The sequence below is a fragment of the Paraburkholderia ginsengisoli NBRC 100965 genome, assembly GCF_000739735.1.
GTDB lineage: Bacteria > Pseudomonadota > Gammaproteobacteria > Burkholderiales > Burkholderiaceae > Paraburkholderia > Paraburkholderia ginsengisoli.
The window spans coordinates 588,144-611,441 of record NZ_BBJF01000005.1; the positions used below are offsets into that span (position 1 = coordinate 588,144).

A 23,298-nucleotide genomic window follows, 5' to 3' on the forward strand; every position below is an offset into this window, starting at 1 on the left:
CACCGCCGCGCGCGAGCCCGACCGAAGCCGGGCGCGCAGCGATATCGCCGAACAGAAACGGCGGCAACCTGCCTAGCCTTTCTCCTGTCCCGCCTCATACTTGCCCAACGCCGCCGCCCCGTTCAAACGCGCGCGCTTGAGCAGCGCCTGCTGCGCCGCCGCGACATTGCCCGGCTGGCCGCGCCACGCCTGCAACGGCGGCTCCTGCAACGCGCGTCCATACGAAAAGCTCAGATTCCACGGCAATGCGCCGAGCCGGTTCATCGCGTCGAGATTCGCGGTGGCTTCCTCGGGCGTCTGTCCGCCAGAGAGAAACACGATGCCCCGCACCGCCGACGGCACCGTGCGCCTGAGCACCCGCACGGTCGCAACGGCGATGTCGGCAACCGACGACTGCTGCGCATGGTCCGAGCCCGCGAGCACCATGCTTGGCTTCAGCAGAATGTGTTCGAGCACCGCGCGATGCCGGTGCAGCGCGTCGAACACTTCGTGCAACACCGCCTCGGTGACTTCCGCGCTGCGCTCGATCGTATGATCGCCGTCCATCAGCACTTCCGGTTCGACGATCGGCACGATGCCCGCTTCCTGGCAGATCGCCGCATAGCGCGCGAGCGAGTCGGCGTTCGCCTCGATCGCGAGACGGCTCGGCAGGCGCTCGGTGATGTTGTAGACCGCGCGCCATTTGGCGAAGCGCGCGCCTTGCCGCTTGTAATCGACGAAGCGTCTGGCGAGACCGTCGAGCCCCTCGGTGATCTCGTCGCCCGGCGCGAGTGCGAGCGGCACCTTGCCGAGGTCCACCTTGATGCCGGGCACGATGCCGTTGCGCGCGGCGAGTTGCGGGAACGGCGTCCCGTCGTCGCCTTTCTGGCCGAGCGTTTCTTCGTAGAGGATCACACCGCTCACGAACTCGCCGAGCCCCGGTGTCGTGAGCAGGAGGTTGCGATACGCACGGCGGTTTTCTTCCGTCGATTCGAGGCCGATCGTCTTGAAGCGTTTGGCGATGGTCGGGCCGCTTTCGTCGGCGGCGAGAAGACCCTTGCCGGGTTGAACCATCGCGTCGACGGTGGCTTGCAGCTCGCTACGGGTGTCCATGAAGTGTGCTCCCTTTGTCCGGTTGGCGGATGAGATGCGGTAACGGTCTTTCTTCTTTCGATCAACGCACAGGCGGAAAACGGCGCGCGCCCGCTTCGTTTACTCGCCGAGCAGGTGCAGCACGATGTCGCGAGGCTGCGTGTGCCGGCGATGTTCGAACAGATACAGCCCTTGCCATGTGCCGAGCACCATCCGCCCATGCTCGACCGGCACCGACAGTTGCACTTGCGTGAGCGCCGTGCGCAGATGCGCGGGCATGTCGTCGGGGCCTTCGGCGTCGTGCTCGTAGCGCTCGGCGTCCTCGGGCGCGAGGCTCGCGAAGTAGCGCTCCAGGTCGCGCTGCACCGACGGGTCGGCATTCTCCTGGATCAGCAGCGACGCCGACGTGTGGCGGCAGAACAGTGTCAGCAGACCGGTGTCGATGCCCTGGCTGGAGACGAAGCGGCGCGCTTCGTCGGTGAATTCGACGAGGCCGCGGCTACGGGCCTTGACGCTCAGATGATGGATGACTTGGCGCATGATAGGTGGTCGGTGGGTGAGGTCTCGCGGCGCGATGCGGTTGGTGGCGGTCGATGGCGAGTCAATGGCGAGCCGGTGAGTGGCGACGCGCGTGAACCGGTGAACACATGGCGCCTACGCAAAACCCGAACCTCGGACTAGCCGAACCGCGCGCGCTGTTGCGCGGTCGCCCATCGTCAAACCGACGTCAACGCCTCCGCGATTTCCGCCGCGCCGCTCGGCCGGACCACGCGCGCGATTTCCGCGCCGTCGCGCATGAACACCAGCGTCGGCCACAGCTTGACCTTGAACGAGCGGCCAAGCGGCCGGCCGGGACCGTCCTCGATTTTCAGATGACGCACGTCGGCATGCGGCTGCAACGCCTTCGCAATCGATGCTTGCGCGCCCTGGCAGTAACCGCACCAGTCGGTGCCGAATTCGACGACGGTGACGCCCGGCAGCGCGTCGAGCTCGGCTCGCGAAGGGGCTTTGGAAGAGTAGGCTGTCTGGGTGGCCATGCGTGCTCCGATGCGGTTCAGGCTGTGCGAACAGGGTCGCGCAGTTGCGGCGGCGGTCCCTGCGAGTGGATGTGCCAAGAGTAGCAGCTATGCCGGGGATCGTCATCGACGCCGGCCGGCCGGCCCGTACGTGTGAGTGCGTGTGAGCGCGCGTGCGTGCGCAAATTCACGTGCGTGGCGTCGTCACGTGTTAAACATCGTCCCTGCGCCGTCATGAGGCGGTGCATCAATCGGTCTGGAAAGGGAAATGGGAGCAAGGATCTATCTGCAACACCCCGGCAAGAATGAAACCGTCGCGGTCGCGACCGGCTTCAGTTGGGGCGCATGTCTGCTCGGCTTCATCTGGGCGTTGTCGAGGAAAATGTGGTTCGCCGCATTCGTGATGCTGGGCGTCAGTCTCGTGCTGTTCGGCATGGGACTGTGGGGCGAGACGGCCGATCTGATCGGCCTGGTGTTGTCTGTTCTGTTCGGCGTCGCCTGTGGCGCGTATGGCAACCGGTGGCATCGGTGGACGCTGGAGCAGCGCGGCTACGTCGTGTTGTGACGTGTTGTAACGTGGCGTGGAGGGCGGCGCGCGAGCAACAAGCAAGGGTGGCTCGCCGCGTTCGCCGCCGCAAAGCCATGTGCGCCCTCGCACGGTGGTTGCAGGTTTCACGTATTGAAGCAGCGCAGTGTGTTCGTCGAAGGGATTCCTAACGAGTTACGTGATGGAGGATTTTCATGCACTTTGCATTTGCAATCGCTACGAGAAAAACAGTTATCGCAAACGCCGGCGTGTTGCGTCGCGGCGCGCTAAGGCTAGCGCTGGCGACATCGCTCGCCGTCGCGCCGGTTGCGTACGGCGCTGACCCTGCCGCTAACGCGCCCACACCTGGTACGCAGGCCATGCCCGCCACGCCGGGCGCCCCTTCGTCGGCCGCAGCGGCATCCACATCCACCCCCGCGCCCGACGACACCTTCCTGCTCACCATCTTCCTGCGCCACGACGAATCCAAACCGCTGCCGAAGATCAACGATCAACTGCGCGCGCAAGGCTTCTTCAAGAGCTTTCCGCCGCCCGGCATCGAAGTCGTGTCGTGGTACGTGATGATGGGCATCGGCCAGGTGGTCACGTTGCGAGTGCCGGCGAGCCGGCTGCGCGAAGTCAACCGCGCGATCGAATCGACTGCGTGGGGCGGCTATCGCACCGAGTTTTATCCGACCTACGACTACAAAGCGCAAGCGCAGCAAATGCGCGCAACCGACGGCAAGTAGTCGCGAGCATGCCGCCAGTTCGCCGTCATCGCGCAAACGGCACCGCGCAATGCGGATTTGGGACGGCGCATCGCGGGTTTACGCGCCCGCAGGCTAGGTCGATAATGCCCCGGTCGTTCCGGCCCCGAGCCGCCGGCGCGCGTCGCGCTTTCCTGGCTCGCTTCACCTGACCCACCGCCCCTCGTGTTGAAAACATCGCGTTTTTTCGACCTGCTGCGCATCCCTGGCTTCAAGCCGCTGGCCGCCGCCACCCTCATGCTCGGTGTGGCGATGTCGTTCACCGCTCCGTATCTGTCGCTGTTCGGCGTCGAGCGCGCCGGCATGACGCCGTTCCGGCTAGGCGTCTTCATGACGCTGATCGCCGCGAGCGGGGTGCTCGCCAGCACGCTCGCGGGCCGTTGGACCGACCGCAGCGGACGGCATCGGCCGTTGCTGCTGGCGGCGCTGGTGGCGGCCGCGCTCGGCTATCTGTGTTTGTGCGTCGTGCGCGATTACCGGCTGCTGCTCGCGGTCGGCATCGTCTTCATCGGCGCGGGCGGCTCGGCCATTTCGATGGTGTTCGCGTTCAGCCGCGCGGCGCTGCCGGTGCCGGACCCGGGCGAGCGCGTGTTCGCGAGCGCGACGCTGCGGACCATCCTGTCGGCGGCGTGGGTGTTCGGGCCGTCGGTGGGCGCGCTGGTGCTCGCGGCCACGAGTTTCTATGGGCTCTTCCTGTTCGCGGCGGCGAGCTTCGCGACCTGCGCGTTCATCGTGTGGCGGATGCGCGAGCCGCAAGGTCATCTCGGCGATCACACGGTGGAGGACACCGCGTCCGAGCCGTCCGCGTCGATCACGGTGCCGCCGCTGAGAGCGCCGGGCGAAGATGCGCACGAGGACCTGCCGGGCGTCGCGTCGGCCAACGACATCGGTCGCGCGGTGGCCGCGCTCACGCTGCTCGGCCTCGCCGCGAACGCGACGATGATCGTGCTGCCGCTCTACATCGTGCACGGGCTGAACGGCTCGCATCTGGACGTGTCGGTGATGCTCGGCCTCGGCGCGCTGATGGAGATTCCGATGATGCTCGCGCTCGGCGCGAAGTCGTCGGCGTTGCACAAGCCGAACTGGCTGGCCGCGTGCGCGGCGGTGCATGCGGCGTACTTCGTCGGGATGTCGCTGGCGGGCAACGTCAACGTGCTGATCCCGATGCAGATGCTCAACGCGTTCGTGGTCGCCGTCACGTCGTGTCTCGGCATGACCTACGTGCAGGATCTGATGCCGCATTCGCCGGGACGCGCGACCGCGTTGTTCTTCAACGCGGCACGGGTCGGCTCGATTCTGTCGGGCGTGCTGTCGGGGCTGCTGGTGCAGGCGTTCAGCTATCGCGGCACGTTCCTGTTCTGCGGTTTGCTGGCGCTGTGCGCGCTGGTGCTGTTCGCGGTGCCGGGGTATCGCTATCCGCTGATGTGGCGGGCCGTGAAGCGGTTCGTGCGCGAGCAGTATGCGAAGCTGCTCGCGAAGCGGCAGCGGGTGAGCGGGCGCGGGGAGTGAGGGCGGCGCACGCTCGACGCAAGACGCAAGTCCGAAGTAAGCCGGCCGTCGGTCGGATCGAAGCTCGCACGCGCGCCATGCAACACCCCCGCGCGACGCACGCGCGCAATGGACCCGCCCACGCGAGGAACTTTCCGTTGCGCCATGTCTCTGCAAAGAGGCGTATCGTCTTTTCACGCACACGGCGATACGCAGCATCACTGCACGAATGAGCGGGGACGGCTACGGTGTGTCCGGCGCTCGCGCGTCGATGCAACTACAGTGGTCGGCACAGCCGCGCGATGCCGCTTGCCGCGTCGCTGAATTAGCAACTGACTTCACGCGAAACCGATCACCGAAGCCGCTGCATCACGGCACCACCGCCTCACCGCAACACGCCGAACCCCGACTCGGGGCCGCGCAACGAGCCACCTTCCGGAGCGAGATATGCAGCTAGGCATGATTGGATTGGGACGCATGGGCGCCGACATGGTACGGCGCCTGACCAAAGGCGGTCAGCACTGTATCGCCTTCGACGTGCAGCCTGCTGCCGTCGACAGGCTCAAACAGGAGGGCGTGGCGGGCGCGTCGTCGCTGCAGGACCTCGTCGCGCAACTCGACAAGCCGCGCGCGGTCTGGCTGATGGTGCCGGCCGCGGTGGTCGACGCGACGCTCGAGCAACTCGTGCCGTTGCTCGAACCCGGCGACATCGTGATCGACGGCGGCAACTCCTACTATCATGACGACATCCGCCGCGCCAACGAACTCGGCGCGCGCCAGCTTCACTATGTGGACGTCGGCACGAGCGGCGGCGTCGCGGGCCGCGAACGCGGCTACTGTCTGATGATCGGCGGCGAGCCCGAAGTGGTGAAGCGCCTCGAACCGATCTTCGCGACGCTCGCGCCGGGCGCGGCCGCCGCACCACCCACGCCGGGCCGCAGCGCGAGCGCGAGTACCGCGGACCAAGGGTTCCTGCATTGCGGACCGCAAGGCGCGGGGCACTTCGTGAAGATGGTCCACAACGGCATCGAATACGGGATGATGGCCGCGTATGCGGAAGGCCTGAACATTCTGCGCCATGCCGACGCCGGCAAGCACGCGCGCGAAGCCGATGCGGAAACCTCGCCGCTGCGCCGCCCCGAGTTGTACCAGTACGACCTGAATCTTGCCGACGTCACCGAAGTCTGGCGGCGCGGCAGCGTGATCGGCTCGTGGCTGCTCGATCTGATCGCGGGGTCGCTCGTCAGCGATGCCGATTTGCAGAATTACACGGGGCGCGTGTCCGATTCGGGCGAGGGCCGCTGGACAGTGGCCGCCGCGATCGACGAGGGCGTGCCCACGCCGGTGCTCAGCGCGGCGCTGTTCGCGCGCTTCAGTTCGCGCGGCGAAGCGGACTTCGCGAACCGGGTGTTGTCGGCGATGCGGCATGATTTTGGCGGCCACGTGGAGAAAGCGGCCGAGCCGGGCAGTGCGCCGAAGGGCTGAGCGAACCGTCGAGCTACGGCACGGGCCAGCATCGCTGGCCTGAAAAGCGCAACTGAAGAGTCCACTGTCGAGCTTCCCGATGAGCGTTCACACTCCACGCAAGGAACCCCCGATGCCAGCCACTCCGACCACTCCGCACGACGTCGTGTTTCTGTTCGACTGCGACAACACTCTGCTCGACAACGATCATGTGTTGTCGGATTTGCGCGCGCATATGACGCGCGAGTTCGGCGCGGAGAACAGCGCGCGCTACTGGGAAATTTTCGAAGACCTGCGCACGGAGTTGGGCTACGCCGACTATCTCGGTGCGCTGCAGCGTTACCGGCTGGAGCATCCGCGCGACACGCGGCTTCTGTTGATGGCGTCGTTCCTGATCGAGTATCCGTTTGCGAACCGGCTGTATCCTGGCGCGCTGGATGCGCTCCGCCATCTGGGCACGCGCGGGCCGACGGTGATCCTGTCCGACGGCGACGTGGTGTTCCAGCCGCGCAAGATCGCGCGTTCGGGCTTGTGGGACGAAGTCGAGGGACGGGTGCTGATCTACATTCACAAGGAGCTGATGCTCGATCAGGTGATGGAGTGCTACCCGGCACGCCACTACGTGATGGTCGACGACAAGCTGCGCATTCTCACCGCGATGAAGAAAGCTTGGGGCGGCAAGCTGACGACGGTCTTTCCGCGCCAGGGGCATTACGCTTTCGATCCGAAAGAGATCGCGAGCAATCCGCCCGCTGACGTGAGCATCGCGCGGATTGGCGAGCTGGCGGATTACGACGTGGAAGCGCTGGCAGGCGCGAAAGGATAGACGCCGAACGCGCGACCCGTCAGGACCCGAGTTCCTTCAGGCGCGCCTGCGCATCGCTTGCGCCCATGCGCGCGGCGGCGTCGCTCGCGCTCACGCCGCTCGCGTCGCGCGCCGCCGGATTCGCGCCGTGCGCGATCAGCAGATCGATGATCGCCGTGCGATTGAACATCGCCGCGATCATCAACGCGGTGCGGCCATCCGGCGACGCACCTTCGACATCCGCGCCATGCGCAAGCAGCGTCTCGATCACCTTGTCGAAGCCCTTGAACGCTGCGCCGGCAATCGGCGTCTGGCCGTTGTCGTTGCGCAGGTCCGGATCGGCGCCGCGTTCGAGCAGCGCGCGCACCGCATCCGCGTGGCCGTGGTAGCTCGCGAGCATCACGAGACTGTCGCCCTTGTCGTTGCGCAGATTGGGCGGCACGCCTTTTTCGATGACCGCGGCGAGCATCGACGCATCGCCGCGCCGCGCGAGGTCGAAGACCTCCTGAGCGAGTGCGAGCAGGTCGGGATCGATTGGCGCAACGGAAGACGGACCGGAAGGCGGGGCGGTATCGGCGGGGTCGGTCAATGGCTTCTCCTGGTAATCGAACAGTGCGGAAGAGGCGCGCGAGCGGCGCCCGGACAGCGCTCAGGATACACAGTTTGCGTAGCCGACGCGCGCGGCGGCGGCGCGCTAGACCGCGCCGAAAATGTCGGCGATCAGGCCGAACAGGCCGATCAGAACCGTGACGCCCGCGACCAGAATCACGAGCGACAGGACGAGGTTCACGAACATTTTGGCGGAGCTGCGTGTGGACATGGCGGTCGTTATCGTAAGGGACGAGGGAGGCGGGCACGTGACGCGCGCGCCGCCGCGCATTCGATGCTGGCGCCCGTGCGCGAGCGGTCTGGTTTAAGCTGTTCGATCCCGTCAACCGGGATGCGTTCGGAGTCGAGCGAAAGATAACGCGCATGCAGCCGTCGCACCGATACCCAGCGGACCTTGGACGATTCGCTTCGAACCATGACGCGCGCCGCCTGTCAGACCCCCGTGACGACCGTAACCGGCAGTCGGGAAAGCGCCGGGGAATGCCGGTGAAACAGAGCATGGCCCATCCATCGACGTCGTGTTGCACGCATTGCAGCAAGCACGGCCTGGCGACCCGCTCCGCGAGGCCCGATCACTAACACCCGCAGGAAGACCTGCACGCACATCCTCACGAACACCCGCCGTAGCACCCGCTAACCTGCCTGACAGTCCTTTTCAAGGAGTGACGCCATGGCCGAAGCAAGCTCGCACACCGCCCCGCCGCAACCGCTGGACCCCGCCACGCTGCGCAACATGGATCGCTACTGGCGCGCGTGCAATTATCTGTCGGTCGGCATGATCTATCTGCGTGACAATCCGCTGCTGCGCGAACCGCTCAAGCCCGAGCACATCAAAAACCGCCTGCTCGGCCACTGGGGTTCGGACCCGGGGCAGAGCTTCCTGCTGGTGCATCTGAACCGCGTGATCCGCCAGCTCGATCTGGACGTGATCTATCTGTCCGGTCCCGGTCACGGCGCGCCGGCGAGTCTCGCGCATTGCTATCTGGAAGGCCACTACTCGGAAATCTACCCGGACCGTAGCGAGGACGAAGCCGGCATGCGGCGCTTCTTCCGCCAGTTCTCGTTTCCGGGCGGCATCGGTTCGCATTGCACGCCGGAAACGCCCGGCTCGATTCACGAAGGCGGCGAACTGGGCTACAGCCTGTCGCATGGGTACGGCGCCGCATTCGACAACCCCGAGCTGATCGTCACCGTGATGATCGGCGACGGCGAAGCGGAAACCGGGCCGCTCGCCACGTCGTGGCACTCGAACAAATTCCTCAACCCGATCCGCGATGGCGCGGTGCTGCCGGTGCTGCATCTGAACGGCTACAAGATCGCCAATCCGACCATCCTTGCACGGATTCCCCGTGAGGAACTCGAAGCGCTGCTCACCGGGTACGGCCACAAGCCGTATTTCGTCGAAGGCGACGATCCCGACACGATGCATCAGCAGATGGCCGCGACACTCGATCAGTGCATCGGCGAAATCCGTGCGATCCAGCAGCATGCGCGCGCGAACAACGACGCGACTCGCCCGCGCTGGCCGATGATCGTGCTGCGTTCGCCGAAGGGCTGGACCGGTCCGAAGGAAGTGGACGGCCATAAGGTGGAAGGCTCGTGGCGTGCGCATCAGGTGCCGGTGCTCGATCCGGTCACCAATGGCAAGAGCCTGAAGCTGGTCGAGAACTGGCTGCGCAGTTACGGGCCCGAGTCGCTGTTCGACGCGGGCGGGCGGCTGGTCGACGAACTGCGCGAACTCGCGCCCGAGGGCGCGCGCCGCATCAGCGCGAATCCGCACGCGAACGGTGGCCTGCTGTGCAAGGCGCTCGACATGCCGGCGTTTCGCGACTATGCGGTGAAGGTGAAGAAGCCGGCCGCTTCGTACACGTCACCGACCGGCGTGCTGGGCACGTTCCTGCGCGACGTGATGCGCAACAACATGAGCAACTTCCGTCTGTTCGGCCCCGACGAAACCGCCAGCAATAAGCTCAACGCGGTGTATGAAGCGTCGCCGAAAACCTGGCTCGCCGAGACCGAGCCGAGCGACGCGGACGGCGGCGACCTGTCGCCCTCGGGCCGCGTGATGGAGATGCTCAGCGAACACACGCTCGAAGGCTGGTTCGAAGGCTACGTGCTGACCGGCCGCCACGGCCTCTTTGCGACCTACGAGGCGTTCGTCCACGTGATCGACTCGATGTTCAACCAGCACGCGAAGTGGCTGGAAAAAGCCAAGCGCGAACTCGGCTGGCGCCAGCCGGTGCCGTCGATCAATCTGCTCATTACGTCGCTCGTCTGGCGTCAGGATCACAACGGCTTCACGCATCAGGACCCCGGCTTTCTCGACGTCGTCACCAATAAAAGCCCGGACGTGGTGCGCATTTATCTGCCCCCGGATGCGAACTGCCTGCTGAGCGTGGCCGATCACTGCCTGCGTTCGCGCGATTACGTCAACGTGATCGTGTCCGACAAGCAGCCGCATCTGGAGTACCTCGACATGGACGCGGCTGTCACGCACTGCACGAAGGGCATCGGCATCTGGGACTGGGCGTCGACCGACCAGGGCGTCGAACCGGACGTGGTGATCGCGTGCGCGGGCGACATCGCGACAATGGAAGCGCTCGCCGCCGTGCAGATTCTGAAGGAGCGCTTCACCACACTGAAGATCCGCTTCGTCAACGTGGTCGATCTGTTCAGGCTGATGCCCGAGCATGCGCATCCGCACGGTTTGTCCGATCGCGATTTCGACTCGCTGTTCACCACGAGCCGGCCGGTGATCTTCAACTTCCACTCGTATGCGTCGCTCGTGCACAAGCTCACCTACAACCGTGCGAATCACGAGAACCTGCACGTGCACGGCTATCACGAGAAAGGCAACATCAACACGCCGCTCGAACTGGCGATCGTCAACCAGGTCGACCGCTTCTCGCTGGCGATCGACGTGATCGATCGCGTGCCGGCGTTGCGCGGCGTCGGCGATCATGCGAAGGAATGGCTGCGCGGGCAGATCATCGAGCATCTCGCGTATGCGCATGCCGAGGGTATCGACAAGGAAGAGATCCGCAACTGGACCTGGAAGAGCTGAGCGAGGACGACGATGCACAATCGACACACGGCGGCGGAGCAACAAACGATTCTGGTGCTGAACAGCGGTTCGTCGTCGCTGAAGTTCGGACTGTTCGCGCACTCCGGCGATGACGAATCTCTGCTGTTGGAAGGCAGCGCCGAGGGCATAGGCCGCGACGACGGCAGCTTGCGCATTCGCTCGCCCGACGGCGGCGTGTTGATCCGGCAGGAGCATGTGCTGGAGTCGCAAACCGACGCGTTGCAAAAGCTCTCGCAAGTGCTCGCGCAGCAGCATCATGCGACGCCCGCGGCGGTCGGGCATCGGGTCGTGCATGGCGGGCCGCATCTGCGCACGCATCAGCGTCTCACGCCCGAGGTGCGCCGCCGTTTGCAGGAAGCGGTGCACTTCGCGCCGCTGCATATTCCGCCGGCCCTCGCGCTGATCGACGAGGCCACGAAGATCTTCGGCGACGCGACGCATTTCGCCTGCTTCGACACCGCGTTCCACGCCACGCTGCCGCCGCGCGCGGCGCAACTCGCGTTGCCGCGCCGCTATGCGCAAGCCGGTGTGATGCGCTACGGCTTTCATGGGCTGTCGTATGAATCGCTGGTGACGCAGCTCGGTGCGCAGTTGCCGTCACGCGCGGTGTTCGCGCATCTCGGCAACGGGTCGAGCGTGTGCGCATTGCGCGACGGCCGCTCGGTCGATACGTCGATGGGTCTGACGCCGACCGGCGGCGTGCCGATGGGCACGCGTTGCGGCGATCTCGATCCCGGCGTGCTGCTGTATCTGATGCGCGTGGAGAAGCTCGACGCCGACGCGTTGGAGACGCTGCTCAATCGCCACAGCGGTCTCGCCGGTTACGCGGACGGCGAGAGCGACATGCAGGCGCTCGAAAAGCGCGCGGCGGCCGGCGATGCGAACGCCGCGCTCGCGCTGGACGTATTCGCGAGCGCGGTGCGCAAGACGATCGGCGGGTATGCGGCATTGCTGGGCGGGATCGATCTGCTGGTGTTCACTGGCGGGATCGGCGAACACAGCGCGGAGATTCGGCGGCGCGTGTGCGAGGGGCTGGCTTTCATGGGGCTGACGCTGAGCGACGCCACAGACGACCCTGCAAGCAAGGTGAGGGCGCTGCACACCGAAGAGGAAAAACAGATCGCGCGCCACTGCCGGGCGCTGTTGCACGCCGAGGCGGGCTGATGCATGGCCAGCGCGTGGTTCGCGCACGGCTGCCGGTATCGCGCGTTATTTCGCTTTGACGACCGTGTGATCCGCGACGCCCGTCACACCGAATAGCCGCGTAACGTCTTCAAGCGCGGCGGCTTTCTGCTGCTCGCGTTGCAGTTCGCCGTGCAGCGTGACGCGGCCGTGCGAGACCTTCACCGTGACGGTGCGTTCGGGGATGGCGGCGTCCCACGCGAGGCGCCGCGTCGCTTCGGCGGCGATCTGCGCGTCGCTCAGGCGAGAGTGGGTGGCGGAGGTTTTGCCGGCGTCTTTGCTGATCTGCGAATCGGAGACCGCTGGTTTGCGTTTCGCGACGCGCGCGGGTGGCATGGGTTCTCCACGAGATAGACGGTGATTGAAGAACACTAGCAGATGCGCGGAATTTTGCCGGCCGCGCTGAGGGCGGCGACACGACACGCCGCTGGCTCACGACGGCCTCAGAACATATCGCACCCGCTCAGCCGCGCTGCGTCGAATCGGAACCCGTCCCCCTGAACGCCCACCCATTGAACAAAGCGCCGCCGAGCATCAGACCGCTCGTGATCAGAAACACCGCCGGCATGCCGAGATGCGCGCCGACGAAGCCGCCCGCGAGCGGCCCGGTCACCTGGCCCGCGTAATTCGCCGACGTCGCATAGCCGAGGATGTAGCCCGCCGAACGATCCGGCACGCTGTGGCGAATCACGCTCGTGATGCACGGCAGCAGCCCGGCCAGCGCGAGGCCCATCAGAAAACGCAGCACCACCAGTTGCATGCCGCTCGTGACGAACGCCTGCGGCACCAGCAACGCCGCGCACACCGCGAGGCACGCGATGATCACGCTGGGCGCGCCGATCCGGTCGGCGAGCCGTCCGACCCGCGATGCCGCGAGCACACTGCCCAGCGCCGACGCCGACATCACGAATCCCGACACCAGCGTCACGTGGCGCGCATCGTGCACGAGCTGGCTCACGTAGACGGTGATGATAGGCTCGATCGACATGTTGGCGAACATCAGCAAGCCGGCGGTGAACAGCATCGCGAGCACCGGCCGCAGGTCCGGCACGCTGGCCCAGCCGGTCGCCGTGTCCGCGCCGGCGGCGCGCGACTTCGCGGCCGCGCGCGTAACCGGTTGCTCCTTGATCAGCAGCGTGGTCGCGATGAACGCGCAGAAGATCATCGCGCCGGCGATGAAGAACGTGTTGCGTATGCCGATCAGCGGCGGTAGCGCGCCGCCCACCAGCGGGCCGACCAGATTGCCCGCCATCACGCCCGACGCGAGCGTGCCGAGCGCCCAGCCGGTGCGTCCGCGCGGCGTCTGCGTGGCGATCATCACGGTCGCGCCCGACGCGTAGCCGCCGACGAGGCCCGCGAGAAAACGCAGCGCCACCAGTTGCCAGACGTTCTGCGCGAGTCCGAGCAGCGACATCACGATGGCCATACCGAGGCTCGCGCGCACGAGGATCAGCTTGCGTCCGTAGCGGTCGGCCATGCGCCCCCACAGCGGCGATACCAGCGCGGCCGCGAGGAACGTCGCGCCGAACGCGATGCCCGACCACTGCACCGCCGCCTTCGCCGAGCTCACGCCGAGTTGCTGCACGTAGAGCGGCAGGAAGGGCAGCAGCAAGGTCATCGCGACGATCGTCGAGAACGAGCCGAACAGGCAGACGTAGAGGTTGCGCCGCCAATGCGGCGCGCCTTCGGAGGGCGGGGATGAACTCATCGAGCGGGAAGCGGTGCGGGACGTGCGAGCGTCGGGCCGCGATTGGCAAAGAGGGGATTGTGCCTGAGCGCGGAGAATTGTGAGGCTGAAGTGGGCTGACCGGTTTGCGTCGGGTGAAGTGCAGGGCGTTGCCGCGCGGCGAACGCTAGTATGCTGACGGCTCGTGTCGTCGGCGCGTGCTGCGCCACCCTCTCCTGAAACCGAAACAGCAAAGGCTTAGACCATGTCCGACTTTCCCATCGACAACCCGTTTCTCGAATCGCTCGGCGTGCGTCTGACGCAATGGCGCGACGGCTACGCGGAACTGGTCATGCCGATCGACGCGAGCAAACTCAATCGCCAGGGCGTGCTGCAAGGCGGCGCGATCGCAACGCTGCTCGATGCGGCCGCGGGCTACGCGGGTCTCTTTGCGTCGGCGGATCAACCGGCGCGGCACGCATTCACGTTGTCGCTGACCACCAACTATCTCGACAAGGGACTCGGCGAATCGGTGACGGCCAAGGGCTTTCTCGAACGCCAGGGCCGCTCGATTTTCTTTTCGCGCGGCGAAGCGTGGGTGGACGGCAAGCTGCTGATCGCCAGCGCGCAGGGCACCTTCAAGTATTCGAAGGGCGCCTGATGTCGATGCGTCGGCGCGCCGACTCGCGTGGGCCCTTCATAGCGCCTTGTACATGATCGTGGTGGCGTCGAAGCGCTCGGTGTCGTGTGGCGCGCGCGCATAGCCCGGGATCGTGCCGGCGCTTCGATAACCGAGCGACGCATACAAGGGCTCGGCGTGGTCGCCGGTGCGGGTGTCCAGCGTAAGCAGGCTGCGCTCCAACCGTTGTGCATGACGCTCCAGCTCCGTCATCAGCGCCCTCGCGATGCCCCGGCGACGAAATGCCGGATGCACGAGCAGCTTGCGCACCTCGGCGCGATGACGCTGATTCGGCATCGTGTCGTAATCGAGTTGCACGGTGCCCGCGATCGCGTCGCCCTCGCGTGCGACGAACAGCATCAGTCCACCCGCGCTTAGCGAAGGCAGCACTTTGGCGCGCCAGAAGTCTTCGCTGTCGTCGACACCGTACGGCATCACGAAACCGACGCTCGCGCCGTCATGCACGCAGGCTCGCAGCAGCGCGCCGAGTTCGGGGAGATGACGGGCGAGGTCGTCGGCGGAGAAAGACGTGATGGCAGGTGTGACGGTGGTGGCGCTCATGCTGGCTCACACGATGAAGAGAAGATAGCGGGCCGCGCTATCGGCGGGCGTCACGAACGCGCTGGGGCCGAACAGCTGATAGCGCAGACAGTCGCCGGGTTCGAGATCGTGGCGCTGGCCGTCGACGGTAATCTGCAGCCGTCCTTCGAGCAGGACCAGATGATGTTCGAGTCCGGGCCGCGGCGACGCGTCGTACGCGATCAGCGCGCCCGCGTCGAGTTCGCCTTCCAGCACCTCGCCGGCGAGCGCCTGGGCGGGCGGCGACACGGAGCGGCGTCGGAAGCCGACACTGGCGTCGCTCCAGACCGCCTGGGCGGCGCGTGCCACGCGGGGCGCGAAATCCTCTTCGACCATGCGCATCAGGCGCGACATCGGCAGGCCGTAGGCCACGCAGAGCTTGCCGAGCACGCTCGCGGTCGGACTCACGGCGCCGTTTTCCAGGCGCGATAGCGTCGCGCGGCTGACATGGCTGCGCGTCGCGAGCTCGTCGAGCGACCAGTTGCGCTCGGCGCGCAAAGCCCGCAGACGCTGCGCGATGCGGCGGTCGATGAGGTTGTCGTCGGGAAGAAGGGTTTCCATATCCGGGAAAATATCCCGAATATGGAAGCAGGTCAACAGGTCAAAAAATGGCGTGCTGGGCGGCCCTTGCAGTTCACTCGTGGCGGGTCATGCGTAGCATCGACGTGTCGTAGCCAAGCGCGCGAACCCGCTCGATCAGCGCATCCTTCACGCTTGCATTCGGGATAGCCTCGCGCGTGAGAATCCACAGATAGCGCCCGCTGGGTTCGCCGACGATCGACCACGCGTAGTCGTCCGCATGATCGAGCACCCAGTAGTCGCCGAAGAAGAACGGTCCGAAGAACGACACCTTCAGCTTCGCGTCGCCCGAGCCGGCGACGATTTTCGCGCGTCCCTTCGAGGCGTCCGGCGGCCCGCCGACGCCACCCTTGTGGCAACTGTTGATGACGTCGATCAGCCCGTCGTCGCGCAACGTGTACTCGGCGGTGACCGCTTCGCAATCGCGCTCGAAGCCGTTTTCATAGCGCGCGAGTTCGTACCAACGGCCGAGATAACGGCTCAGGTCGACGGGTTTCGCGGGTTCGGGCACGCGGGTGTTGCCGCTTTTGCCGGCGGGGTTGAGCGCGCAGGCGCCGAGCACGCACACCGCGCCGACCACCAGCGCAATGGCGCTCACGCGCAGAATCGACGGGCGAGGAACAGGCATTGAATCACTCCGCAAAAGCTTGGTTCGAGGAACTGCGGGAGCAGCACGCCGCGTGCCAGAGTCGGCGTCCGCGCGGCGCCGTCGCGGAGATTCGTACGCCGCGGCAGCCCGGGGCGTTTATCATGATGGCCACAAACCAGAACGCGTCGCCTCGGTAAGCCACGGTAATGCGCATCATCCACGAGACCCGGCGACTCATGCCGCAAGATCATCTATGAACTCCACTCCCGACGCTTCTTCCCGCCCCTCGATTCGTGCGTTGACGCAACTCGAAGGGCGCGTGCTCGGCGTGCTCGTCGAAAAGCAGCACACCGTGCCGGACAGTTATCCACTTTCGCTGAATGCATTGACGCTGGGCTGCAATCAGAAAACCGGCCGCGCGCCGGTGATGAACGCAACCGAGGCCGAGGTGCTGACCGCCGTCGACGGCCTCAAACGCCTCAGCCTCGTGATGGAAGGCAGCAGCAGCCGCGTGCCGCGCTTCGAGCACAACATGAATCGCGTGCTCGGCTTGCCGGGGCAGTCGACCGCGTTGCTGACCACCTTGCTGCTGCGCGGCCCGCAGACCGCCGCCGAGTTGCGCCTGAACAGCGCGCGTCTGCATGGCTTTGCGGACATCTCGTCGGTTGAGGCGTTTCTCGATGAACTGGCCGACAACGATCCGCCGCGCGTCGTGAGACTGGCCCGCACACCGGGCGAGCGCGAGCATCGCTGGACGCATCTGCTGTGCGGCGAGGTGAGCGCGAGCGAACTGGCGCAGCCGGGCGCCGAGGACGACACCGTGCCGTTGTCCGCATTCGAGGCGGTGAAAGCCGAGCAGAAGCGATTGGCCGACGAGGTGAGCCGGCTTCAGGCAGTGGTGCGGCGGATGGCGGCGGAGTTGGGGATCGGCGTCGACGATCTTTGAAGACACAGCGCGTGAGCGGTCGCTTTTCACGGCCGCGCGCGCACTGACCTCGCTCATCGACTCGCCCGCTCACGCATCGCGGCTGCGCGGCGTGTCCTTCGACAACATGTGCTGCGTGCGATGGAAGATGCGCGGCGGCACGTTCGGCGAATCCTGTGCGAGCCGGTCGAGCTCGTCGCGAATCGCGGTGAGGTAGTGGCCGTCGCGGGCGTCGGCGTCGCCGGCGAATACCGCTTCGAGCCTGCGACGCACGGCACCATAGCGGGCGCCGGCCGCGCGGTGCTTTTCTGCGCGCTCCGCGTAACGCAGGAACAGCTTTACCGCGGCCGATACCGCGACCGCCACACTCACCAGCCCGACGAACAGCCGCTGTTCGAACGAGACCGCCGTCAAGGTCAACGAGGCGAACACCGCCGTGCCCACGAAGGCGCTCAATACGGTCACGAGCCAGCCGACCTGGCGGTCGCGCCTCGCAAGCAGGTCGGCCATGTCGTAGTGGCTCATCTGGGATTCGCGGGCGCGGCGGATCCACTTCAGCAGAAGCTGGCTTTCGTCAACCGGTGGCTCGTAGGGAGGCAGTGTCGTCATGTCGCTCGTCAGGGCGGTTCGGTAGCGCAAGCGTGGCGCGTGCGCCTGACGATACTGTGCCACATCGAAGCGTACAGCCGGGCATGCACTGCGTTGCATGTGCCGCGCTCAGGTGGTCAGACGCCGCACGCGCGGCACCACTTCTTCGGCGAAGCTGCGCATGTCGCGTTCGAACGGCTGGAATTGCAGCATGAACAGTTCGATCCCCGCGCGATGAAACGCGGCGATCCGCTCGGCGACCGTGTCATAGCTGCCGACCAGTCCCGCCGCCGTGCCGCCGTTCGACCCGACGCGCGGCGTTTGCGCGAAGGTCTGGAACATCACCGCCTTCGGGTCGATATTCGATTTCTGCTGCTCGCGCAGCGGCCCATCCTTGGCGGCGAGCGCGAACAGATGGTCGAGGTGTTGCGCGGCTTCGTCGTCGGACTCGCGCGCGATCACGAAGGCCGACAGCCCGAAACGTAGCGGCGCGTGCGCGGTGGGCCGCGGGCGCGCGCGCAGATCGGCAATCAGTGCTTCGACATGCTGCAACGGCTGGCCGTTGATGAACCACACATCGCCCTTGTCGGCAACCAGCTGGCGCGCCGGCTCGGATTCGCCGCCCACATATATGCGCGGACGTTCGCGATACGGGTCGGCGGGGCGTAATAGATAGTCGTCCACTTTAAAGTGTTCGCCCTGAAAACGCGCGCGCTCGCCGCGCAGCAGTGCATCGACCACGGTGATCCACTCACGCCCGTACGCGTAACGCGCGTCGTGTTCCGCAAAGCCGATGCCGGCGCGTTCCAGTTCCGGGCGATTCCATGCGTTGACGAGGTTGATCGCGAAACGCCCGCCGCTGATGTGCTCGATCTGCTGCGCCATCTTCGCCAGCACCACCGGGTGATACAGATAAGGCTTGATCGCCGCGATAATTTCGATGCGCCCGGTCAGCGCCGCGAGCGCGGCCGATGCGGTCCACGCTTCGAGCTGATCGAAGTCCGGATTGTGCGGGTTGATCGTGTGTTGCGCGACGAGCACCGAGTCGTAGCCGAGGCGCTCGGCTTCGAGCACGAGCGCTTTGTTGCGCGCCCATGACGCGTCGTACGGTTCATCCGGATCCTGCAACGCGGCGCGGCTGCCGTGAACCAGCGCCCAGACGCCGAAGCGCGGAGGCAGTGTCGACATAAAGCGAAATCTCCACGGAAAAAGCGGCAAGTGCGACTCGCCGCAAAGCGTTCAATGATGGGCGATGCCGCCGCCGCGCGTTCCAATTTCTGCCCATATCGATCGATGAAATCGGTCTATGGACGCGCCGCGATCTTTTATATAGTCGGCGATTGCGCCTACCTTGATGGAATTCGATCGATGCACTTCGCCTTCTCCCGCTCTCGCAGCCTGCGGCACCTTTGCGTGTCATTGACGTTGATCGGCGGCGTACTGTCCGCCGATCTGGCGCAAGCCAACGAAACGGTGTCGATCAGCTATCAGCGTTCGTCGACGCTGTTCATCCTGCTCAAGCGCACGGGGGCATTGGAAAAGAAGCTCAACGCGCTCGGCTACGACGTGAGCTGGCATGAGTTCTCGACGGGCCTGCTGCAATCGCTAAATGCGGGCAGTGTGGATCTGCATGCGGACGTCGCCGACGCGTTCGCGCTTTTCACGCAGGCCGCCAACGCGCCCCTCACGTACTACGCGGAAGAAACCTCGGCGCCGGGCGCGCAGGCGATCATCGTGCCGCCGGATTCGCCGATCCGCTCGGTCGCGGACCTGAAGGGCAAACGCGTCGCCGTGTCGAAGGGCTCGGGCTGCAATTACCTGTTGCTGAGCGCGTTGGCTAAAGCGGGGCTGACGATCAACGACATTCAGGTGCGCTATCTGGAAGCGCCCGACGCGCTCGCCGCTTTTCGCGGCGGCAACATCGACGCGTGGGCGATCTGGGACCCGTTCCTCGCCGCGCAGCAGCGTGATGCGCATGTTCGCGTGATCGCCGACGGCAGTAACGGCGTCGCGCAATACAACCGCTTCTATACGGCGACCACCGCGTTCGCGGACAAGCATCCTGACGTGCTTCGCGTCGTGTTCGATGAATTGAACGCGACCGGCAAATGGGTCAAGGCGCATCCTCAGGACGCCGCGCAGATTCTCGGTCCGATGTGGGGGAACATTCCGTCGCCCACGGTCGAGTTGGCGAATAGCCGCCGCAGCTACGACATCGTGCCGGTGCGGCGCGATCAACTCGCGGAGCAGCAGCGTATCGCGGATACGTATCGCGCGGCCGGACTCATTCCCGCGACATTGAAGGCGACCGATATCCGCATCTGGACGCCGTCGCCGAAGTAGGGATAGTGAAGCGCGCGGACCGGCATGTTCATGTGCCGATCCGTGCATGACGGTCGCTTGAGCGAGCGGGTCAGGCAACCGCGGTTTCACGCGCGAGCCCGAAGCGCTCGTTGTGCGCTTTGCCGTTCAGATAGAAGTCGCCGACCGCCGCCTCGCGAATGATCGCCGGATTGTGCGATGCGAGCACCCGCGCGTTGCGCCAGTAGCGATCGAATCGGTGCGACTCGCTGGTGGCCGACGCGCCGCCCACTTCGAACAGCAGCGTGGCCGCCTGCAACGTCTGCTCGATGACGATCTGCTGCGCCTGGAAGGTCTGGATGTCGAGGCGGATATAGGTCTGTTCGTCGGTGCGTCCTTCGCGACGCGCGACGGAAACGTCGTCGATCGCCTGCGCGAGCGATGCGCTGATGCTCTGCGTCGAGTAAGCGAGGCTCGCGAGCCGGCCGACCACGCGATGCACGAGCGGATTGTCGCGCGGACTCGATTCGCCTGGGATACCAAAGGTTCTCGTTCTGGCTTGCGTGAACGTGACCGCGTCGCGCAGCGCCGCGCGGCTGATGCCGGCGAGGTTCGCGACGTGCAGCGCCTGGTAGTACGCAGTCAGCAGGCTGTTGCGGCGCGGTTCGGACGCCTGGTAGCGGCGGTACAGATTGTCGAGCGACACCGGCACGCGCGTGAAGCGCGCGGTGCCGCTGCCGGTCAGGCGCTGGCCGAAGCCGTCCCAGTCGTCGATGCGTTCGACCCCCGGCGTATCCGCTTTGACGAGCACGCGCACGTCGCTCTGGCCGTCGTGCGCGGTGACGTCGACCCAGTCGGCGTAGAGCGTGCCGGTGGTGTAGTACTTCTCGCCGTCGAGATGCCACGCGTCGCCGCTCTGCGTGAGACGCACGCTGTTGTTGGTCGTGCCGGTGCGCTCGGACACCGCGCCGCCGATGATCTGACCTTGCGCGACCCGCGTGAGCCAGCGGTCGCGCAGCGCCGCGTCGCTGTTTTCCAGCAGCGATTCGATGAAGCCGCCGTGCACGCGCAGGATTTGCGGCAGATTCGAATCCGCTTCGCCGAGGCGCGTGACCAGCGCGAAGAACTGCGTGAGCGAGATGCCTTCGCCGCCGTATTGCTGCGGCACGCGCAGCCGCGTGTAGCCGGCTTCGCGCAGCCATTCCACCGGCTCGTAGCGAGCTCGCGCCGTTGCTCGCGCTGCACCGCGCTGTCGGCGATGCGGGCGAAGACCGGCGCGAAGCGGCGGATCAACGGGTCGTCGCCGAGCAGTTGAGCGGCGTCGGCGATGGTGTGAACCGGATTGTCCTGCGATTGAACGGCTGACATATGTTCTCCGAAGTGAAGCGCGCACAAGACGCAATCGGAGAACGGTACGGGAGGACGCGGGGCGCTAGCAACGAAGCATTTTGCCAATTCTTAGCACTGGGTGTGCAATGGGTTCGATCACGCGATGTACGTCGCTTGCCGTACGCTGCACGGCCATGCCGCTAGCTCAAGCCCGCCACTGCCCGCCGGCGTGCCAGCAACCTGACCGCGAGCAGACACACGCCCATCACCGTGAACGACAATAGCGTCGTCATCGTGCCGAGCGCGTAGATGACCGGCGTCGTCACCGATGTGGTGAGCCCCTGGAGTTCGAGCGGCAGCGTGTTCTGATCGCCGATCGCCTGCGAGGTGCGGGCGATCTCGTCCCACGACAGCGTGAAGCCGAACATCGCGACGCCGACCACCGACGGTCCGATGATCGGCAGCACGACATGCCTGAAGCTCTGCCACGGCGTTGCGCCCAGATCGCGCGACGCTTCTTCGTAAGCCGGATTGAAGCGGTTGAACACCGCGAACATCACCAGCAAACCGAACGGCAGCGTCCACGTCAGATGCGCGCCGAGTGCGGACGTGAAGAGACCCATCGACGTCGTATAGCTATCGGCGAACGACTGATAGCCCCACGCCGACGCGAGGTATTTCACGCCGTTATCGAGCAGCCGGAACGTCAGGCCGATGCCGAGTGACACGATAATGGACGGCATGATCAGGCTCGCAACCGACACGTAGAACACCGCCGTATCGCCGCGAAATTTTCGACGGAACGCGAGGCCGGCCGCCACCGAGAACACCACCGTCAGTACCGTGACCACCAGCGCGAGTCGCACGGAGCGCCCGAAGGCGGCCCAGATGTCGATGTCGGCCACGCCGGCGCGCAGTACCGCGAACCAGTGCAGCGAAACGCCACGCATCGGAAATGTCAGGCCGCCCTCGGGACCCTGAAACGACAGAATGAAAATCGTGATCACCGGTCCGTAGAGGAACAGCACGAACAGGCCGAACAGCAGCGCGAGCCAATAGAAGCTGGCGGGGCGGCGTTCCCGATGTTTGATGCGAATGGCCTGCATCTTCATAGCTCCTTGCGGATGTCGACGACCCGCGTCAAACCCCACACGATCATCAGCACGACGGCGAGCAGGATGATCGCGTTGGCCGCGGCTGCGGGAAATTGCAGGTAGCCGGTCTGCACCTGAATGATCTTGCCCACAGATGCGATCTGCTGTCCGCCCATCACGCCGACGGTCAGGAAGTCGCCCATTACGATCGTGATCACGAAGATCGAGCCGATCACAATGCCGGTCTTCGACAGCGGCAACACCACGTCGCGCACCACTTGCCAGCCGCTCGCGCCGGCGTCGCGCGCGGCTTCGAGCAGCGAGCGGTCGATGCGCATCATCGCGTTGAAGATCGGCACGATCATGAAAAACGTGTACAGATGCACGAACGCGAGCACCACCGAGAAGTTCGAATACAGCAGCCATTCGAGTGGCTGGTCGATCAGATGCGCGCCAAGCAGCGCCTGATTGACGAGACCGTTGCGGCCGAGCAGCGGCATCCACGAAATCATCCGGATCACGTTGGAGGTCCAGAACGGAATCGTACAGACGAGGAACAGCACGGTCTGCATACTCGTCGTGCGCACGTGGAAAGCGAGGAAGTAGGCAAGCGAAAAGCCCAGCAGAAAAGTCACGGCCCAGACAATTGCGCAGAACTTGAGCGTCGACCAGTACGTCTTGAAGGTCACGCAGACGTCGGTCATCGACGAGCAGCCGTTGAAGATCGCCGCGTAGTTCTTCAGCGTGAACGCGGGAATGATCTGGTATTCGTTGAAGTCCCAGAAGCTGACGATCAACGTGATGACCAGCGGCACGATGAAAAACAGCAGGAAGGTCAGCGACAGCGGCGTCGCCTGCAACCATGCCGGCGCGCGGCGATGTTTGACAGGCGCGTCCTGCGCGAGCGAGGGAAGATCGATCGTTGCCATGGGCGAGTGTTTTTCGGAAGACTTGCG

The 23,298-nt window shown here is 65.5% G+C and carries 25 protein-coding genes and 1 pseudogene; 11 read left to right on the top strand and 15 right to left on the bottom strand.

The genetic code is table 11. The features are described from left to right. Window positions 1-72: 72 nt before the first annotated feature. From BGI01S_RS11850 to BGI01S_RS11860, 3 genes are all read right to left on the bottom strand, one after another. Complete coding sequence (locus tag BGI01S_RS11850) at window positions 73-1,092, bottom strand: class I fructose-bisphosphate aldolase (protein WP_042325481.1); 1,020 nt, start codon at window positions 1,090-1,092, stop codon at window positions 73-75. A gap of 99 nt (window positions 1,093-1,191) precedes the next feature. Then, entirely contained in the window at window positions 1,192-1,611 is a 420-nt protein-coding gene (locus BGI01S_RS11855) for a secondary thiamine-phosphate synthase enzyme YjbQ (RefSeq protein ID WP_042325484.1), read from the bottom strand. Between the two features lie 176 nt (window positions 1,612-1,787). Then, window positions 1,788-2,108 (bottom strand): thioredoxin family protein, encoded by a 321-nt coding sequence (locus tag BGI01S_RS11860; RefSeq protein WP_042325485.1) that lies wholly within the window; start codon window positions 2,106-2,108, stop codon window positions 1,788-1,790. 247 nt (window positions 2,109-2,355) lie between these two features. Between BGI01S_RS11860 and BGI01S_RS11865 the strand changes: the two genes are divergently transcribed. The 5 genes from BGI01S_RS11865 (at window position 2,356) to BGI01S_RS11885 (ending at window position 7,158) form a co-directional block, all read left to right on the top strand. Further along, a complete protein-coding gene (locus tag BGI01S_RS11865; RefSeq protein ID WP_042325487.1) occupies window positions 2,356-2,652 on the top strand; it encodes a DUF2628 domain-containing protein in 297 nt (98 codons plus the stop codon). A 176-nt stretch (window positions 2,653-2,828) separates the two neighbouring features. Beyond that, window positions 2,829-3,362 carry a hypothetical protein gene (locus BGI01S_RS11870; protein ID WP_408638622.1) on the top strand — a complete coding sequence of 178 codons (534 nt, stop codon included), beginning with the start codon at window positions 2,829-2,831 and terminating at the stop codon, window positions 3,360-3,362. A 183-nt stretch (window positions 3,363-3,545) separates the two neighbouring features. Further along, a complete protein-coding gene (locus tag BGI01S_RS11875) occupies window positions 3,546-4,889 on the top strand; it encodes a sugar efflux transporter (RefSeq protein WP_042325489.1) in 1,344 nt (447 codons plus the stop codon). 426 nt (window positions 4,890-5,315) lie between these two features. Then, on the top strand, window positions 5,316-6,353 hold the full coding sequence (gene gnd, locus BGI01S_RS11880; protein ID WP_042325491.1) for a phosphogluconate dehydrogenase (NAD(+)-dependent, decarboxylating): 1,038 nt from the start codon (window positions 5,316-5,318) through the stop codon (window positions 6,351-6,353). Window positions 6,354-6,465: 112 nt separating this feature from the next. Continuing rightward, window positions 6,466-7,158, top strand: a complete 693-nt coding sequence (locus tag BGI01S_RS11885) for an HAD family hydrolase (protein ID WP_042325493.1) — start codon at window positions 6,466-6,468, stop codon at window positions 7,156-7,158. A 19-nt stretch (window positions 7,159-7,177) separates the two neighbouring features. On the opposite strand, the gene BGI01S_RS11890 is transcribed toward BGI01S_RS11885, so the two are convergent. Both BGI01S_RS11890 and BGI01S_RS31050 read right to left on the bottom strand, forming a co-directional pair. Continuing rightward, the gene (locus BGI01S_RS11890) at window positions 7,178-7,726 is read right to left on the bottom strand and encodes an ankyrin repeat domain-containing protein (protein ID WP_042325495.1); all 549 of its coding nucleotides are present in this window, start codon (window positions 7,724-7,726) and stop codon (window positions 7,178-7,180) included. Window positions 7,727-7,831: 105 nt separating this feature from the next. Beyond that, a complete protein-coding gene (locus BGI01S_RS31050; RefSeq protein WP_255219735.1) occupies window positions 7,832-7,957 on the bottom strand; it encodes a hypothetical protein in 126 nt (41 codons plus the stop codon). Between the two features lie 459 nt (window positions 7,958-8,416). Here BGI01S_RS31050 and BGI01S_RS11895 point away from each other — a divergent pair, with 459 nt between their 5' ends. Beyond that, window positions 8,417-10,810 carry a phosphoketolase family protein gene (locus tag BGI01S_RS11895; RefSeq protein ID WP_042325496.1) on the top strand — a complete coding sequence of 798 codons (2,394 nt, stop codon included), beginning with the start codon at window positions 8,417-8,419 and terminating at the stop codon, window positions 10,808-10,810. Between the two features lie 12 nt (window positions 10,811-10,822). Continuing rightward, window positions 10,823-11,995 (top strand): acetate/propionate family kinase, encoded by a 1,173-nt coding sequence (locus tag BGI01S_RS11900; protein WP_042325499.1) that lies wholly within the window; start codon window positions 10,823-10,825, stop codon window positions 11,993-11,995. A 45-nt stretch (window positions 11,996-12,040) separates the two neighbouring features. Here BGI01S_RS11900 and BGI01S_RS11905 read toward each other — a convergent pair whose 3' ends face one another. Then, window positions 12,041-12,349 (bottom strand): BON domain-containing protein, encoded by a 309-nt coding sequence (locus tag BGI01S_RS11905; RefSeq protein ID WP_084585341.1) that lies wholly within the window; start codon window positions 12,347-12,349, stop codon window positions 12,041-12,043. Window positions 12,350-12,476: 127 nt separating this feature from the next. Next, the gene (locus BGI01S_RS11910; protein WP_042325500.1) at window positions 12,477-13,721 is read right to left on the bottom strand and encodes an MFS transporter; all 1,245 of its coding nucleotides are present in this window, start codon (window positions 13,719-13,721) and stop codon (window positions 12,477-12,479) included. A 223-nt stretch (window positions 13,722-13,944) separates the two neighbouring features. On the opposite strand from BGI01S_RS11910, the gene BGI01S_RS11915 reads away from it, so the two are divergent. Further along, window positions 13,945-14,340, top strand: coding sequence for a PaaI family thioesterase (locus BGI01S_RS11915; protein WP_042325502.1), 396 nt, complete (start codon window positions 13,945-13,947; stop codon window positions 14,338-14,340). A gap of 36 nt (window positions 14,341-14,376) precedes the next feature. Here BGI01S_RS11915 and BGI01S_RS11920 read toward each other — a convergent pair whose 3' ends face one another. The 3 genes from BGI01S_RS11920 to BGI01S_RS11930 form a co-directional block, all read right to left on the bottom strand. Further along, window positions 14,377-14,919, bottom strand: a complete 543-nt coding sequence (locus BGI01S_RS11920) for a GNAT family N-acetyltransferase (RefSeq protein WP_042325504.1) — start codon at window positions 14,917-14,919, stop codon at window positions 14,377-14,379. 6 nt (window positions 14,920-14,925) lie between these two features. Then, entirely contained in the window at window positions 14,926-15,498 is a 573-nt protein-coding gene (locus tag BGI01S_RS11925) for a helix-turn-helix domain-containing protein (protein WP_042325506.1), read from the bottom strand. Window positions 15,499-15,571: 73 nt separating this feature from the next. After that, entirely contained in the window at window positions 15,572-16,144 is a 573-nt protein-coding gene (locus tag BGI01S_RS11930; RefSeq protein WP_042325508.1) for a lipocalin family protein, read from the bottom strand. A 214-nt stretch (window positions 16,145-16,358) separates the two neighbouring features. Between BGI01S_RS11930 and BGI01S_RS11935 the strand changes: the two genes are divergently transcribed. After that, a complete protein-coding gene (locus tag BGI01S_RS11935; RefSeq protein ID WP_042325510.1) occupies window positions 16,359-17,051 on the top strand; it encodes a YceH family protein in 693 nt (230 codons plus the stop codon). A gap of 69 nt (window positions 17,052-17,120) precedes the next feature. Here BGI01S_RS11935 and BGI01S_RS11940 read toward each other — a convergent pair whose 3' ends face one another. After that, a complete protein-coding gene (locus tag BGI01S_RS11940; RefSeq protein WP_042325511.1) occupies window positions 17,121-17,639 on the bottom strand; it encodes an SLATT domain-containing protein in 519 nt (172 codons plus the stop codon). 108 nt (window positions 17,640-17,747) lie between these two features. Beyond that, complete coding sequence (locus tag BGI01S_RS11945) at window positions 17,748-18,806, bottom strand: LLM class flavin-dependent oxidoreductase (protein ID WP_042325513.1); 1,059 nt, start codon at window positions 18,804-18,806, stop codon at window positions 17,748-17,750. Window positions 18,807-19,031: 225 nt separating this feature from the next. Between BGI01S_RS11945 and BGI01S_RS11950 the strand changes: the two genes are divergently transcribed. Continuing rightward, on the top strand, window positions 19,032-19,961 hold the full coding sequence (locus BGI01S_RS11950) for an aliphatic sulfonate ABC transporter substrate-binding protein (protein ID WP_232624397.1): 930 nt from the start codon (window positions 19,032-19,034) through the stop codon (window positions 19,959-19,961). 70 nt (window positions 19,962-20,031) lie between these two features. Here the strand turns inward: BGI01S_RS11950 and BGI01S_RS11955 are convergent. Beyond that, a pseudogene (locus BGI01S_RS11955) lies at window positions 20,032-21,212 on the bottom strand (acyl-CoA dehydrogenase family protein). Here BGI01S_RS11955 and BGI01S_RS31055 point away from each other — a divergent pair. Beyond that, window positions 21,150-21,284 carry a hypothetical protein gene (locus tag BGI01S_RS31055; protein WP_255219738.1) on the top strand — a complete coding sequence of 45 codons (135 nt, stop codon included), beginning with the start codon at window positions 21,150-21,152 and terminating at the stop codon, window positions 21,282-21,284. The pseudogene BGI01S_RS11955 and the gene BGI01S_RS31055 overlap by 63 nt on opposite strands. A 164-nt stretch (window positions 21,285-21,448) precedes the next feature. Here BGI01S_RS31055 and BGI01S_RS11960 read toward each other — a convergent pair whose 3' ends face one another. Both BGI01S_RS11960 and BGI01S_RS11965 read right to left on the bottom strand, forming a co-directional pair. Next, window positions 21,449-22,354, bottom strand: coding sequence for an ABC transporter permease (locus BGI01S_RS11960; RefSeq protein ID WP_042325517.1), 906 nt, complete (start codon window positions 22,352-22,354; stop codon window positions 21,449-21,451). Between the two features lie 2 nt (window positions 22,355-22,356). Next, a complete protein-coding gene (locus tag BGI01S_RS11965; RefSeq protein WP_042325520.1) occupies window positions 22,357-23,271 on the bottom strand; it encodes an ABC transporter permease in 915 nt (304 codons plus the stop codon). Between the last annotated feature and the right edge of the window lie 27 nt (window positions 23,272-23,298).

What these genes read in the sequence shown, in the direction of transcription:
- BGI01S_RS11930 (WP_042325508.1), bottom strand. Translation starts at nt 16,144, where the DNA reads ATGCCTGTTCCTCGCCCGTCGATTCTGCGCGTGAGCGCCATTGCGCTG.
- BGI01S_RS11960 (WP_042325517.1), bottom strand. Translation starts at nt 22,354, where the DNA reads ATGCAGGCCATTCGCATCAAACATCGGGAACGCCGCCCCGCCAGCTTC.
- BGI01S_RS11965 (WP_042325520.1), bottom strand. Translation starts at nt 23,271, where the DNA reads ATGGCAACGATCGATCTTCCCTCGCTCGCGCAGGACGCGCCTGTCAAA.
- BGI01S_RS11935 (WP_042325510.1), top strand. Translation starts at nt 16,359, where the DNA reads ATGAACTCCACTCCCGACGCTTCTTCCCGCCCCTCGATTCGTGCGTTG.
- BGI01S_RS11920 (WP_042325504.1), bottom strand. Translation starts at nt 14,919, where the DNA reads ATGAGCGCCACCACCGTCACACCTGCCATCACGTCTTTCTCCGCCGAC.
- BGI01S_RS31050 (WP_255219735.1), bottom strand. Translation starts at nt 7,957, where the DNA reads ATGTCCACACGCAGCTCCGCCAAAATGTTCGTGAACCTCGTCCTGTCG.
- BGI01S_RS11860 (WP_042325485.1), bottom strand. Translation starts at nt 2,108, where the DNA reads ATGGCCACCCAGACAGCCTACTCTTCCAAAGCCCCTTCGCGAGCCGAG.
- gnd (WP_042325491.1), top strand. Translation starts at nt 5,316, where the DNA reads ATGCAGCTAGGCATGATTGGATTGGGACGCATGGGCGCCGACATGGTA.
- BGI01S_RS11855 (WP_042325484.1), bottom strand. Translation starts at nt 1,611, where the DNA reads ATGCGCCAAGTCATCCATCATCTGAGCGTCAAGGCCCGTAGCCGCGGC.
- BGI01S_RS11900 (WP_042325499.1), top strand. Translation starts at nt 10,823, where the DNA reads ATGCACAATCGACACACGGCGGCGGAGCAACAAACGATTCTGGTGCTG.
- BGI01S_RS11870 (WP_408638622.1), top strand. Translation starts at nt 2,829, where the DNA reads ATGCACTTTGCATTTGCAATCGCTACGAGAAAAACAGTTATCGCAAAC.
- BGI01S_RS11945 (WP_042325513.1), bottom strand. Translation starts at nt 18,806, where the DNA reads ATGTCGACACTGCCTCCGCGCTTCGGCGTCTGGGCGCTGGTTCACGGC.
- BGI01S_RS11925 (WP_042325506.1), bottom strand. Translation starts at nt 15,498, where the DNA reads ATGGAAACCCTTCTTCCCGACGACAACCTCATCGACCGCCGCATCGCG.
- BGI01S_RS11885 (WP_042325493.1), top strand. Translation starts at nt 6,466, where the DNA reads ATGCCAGCCACTCCGACCACTCCGCACGACGTCGTGTTTCTGTTCGAC.
- BGI01S_RS11895 (WP_042325496.1), top strand. Translation starts at nt 8,417, where the DNA reads ATGGCCGAAGCAAGCTCGCACACCGCCCCGCCGCAACCGCTGGACCCC.
- BGI01S_RS11915 (WP_042325502.1), top strand. Translation starts at nt 13,945, where the DNA reads ATGTCCGACTTTCCCATCGACAACCCGTTTCTCGAATCGCTCGGCGTG.
- BGI01S_RS11940 (WP_042325511.1), bottom strand. Translation starts at nt 17,639, where the DNA reads ATGACGACACTGCCTCCCTACGAGCCACCGGTTGACGAAAGCCAGCTT.
- BGI01S_RS11865 (WP_042325487.1), top strand. Translation starts at nt 2,356, where the DNA reads ATGGGAGCAAGGATCTATCTGCAACACCCCGGCAAGAATGAAACCGTC.
- BGI01S_RS11910 (WP_042325500.1), bottom strand. Translation starts at nt 13,721, where the DNA reads ATGAGTTCATCCCCGCCCTCCGAAGGCGCGCCGCATTGGCGGCGCAAC.
- BGI01S_RS11850 (WP_042325481.1), bottom strand. Translation starts at nt 1,092, where the DNA reads ATGGACACCCGTAGCGAGCTGCAAGCCACCGTCGACGCGATGGTTCAA.
- BGI01S_RS11905 (WP_084585341.1), bottom strand. Translation starts at nt 12,349, where the DNA reads ATGCCACCCGCGCGCGTCGCGAAACGCAAACCAGCGGTCTCCGATTCG.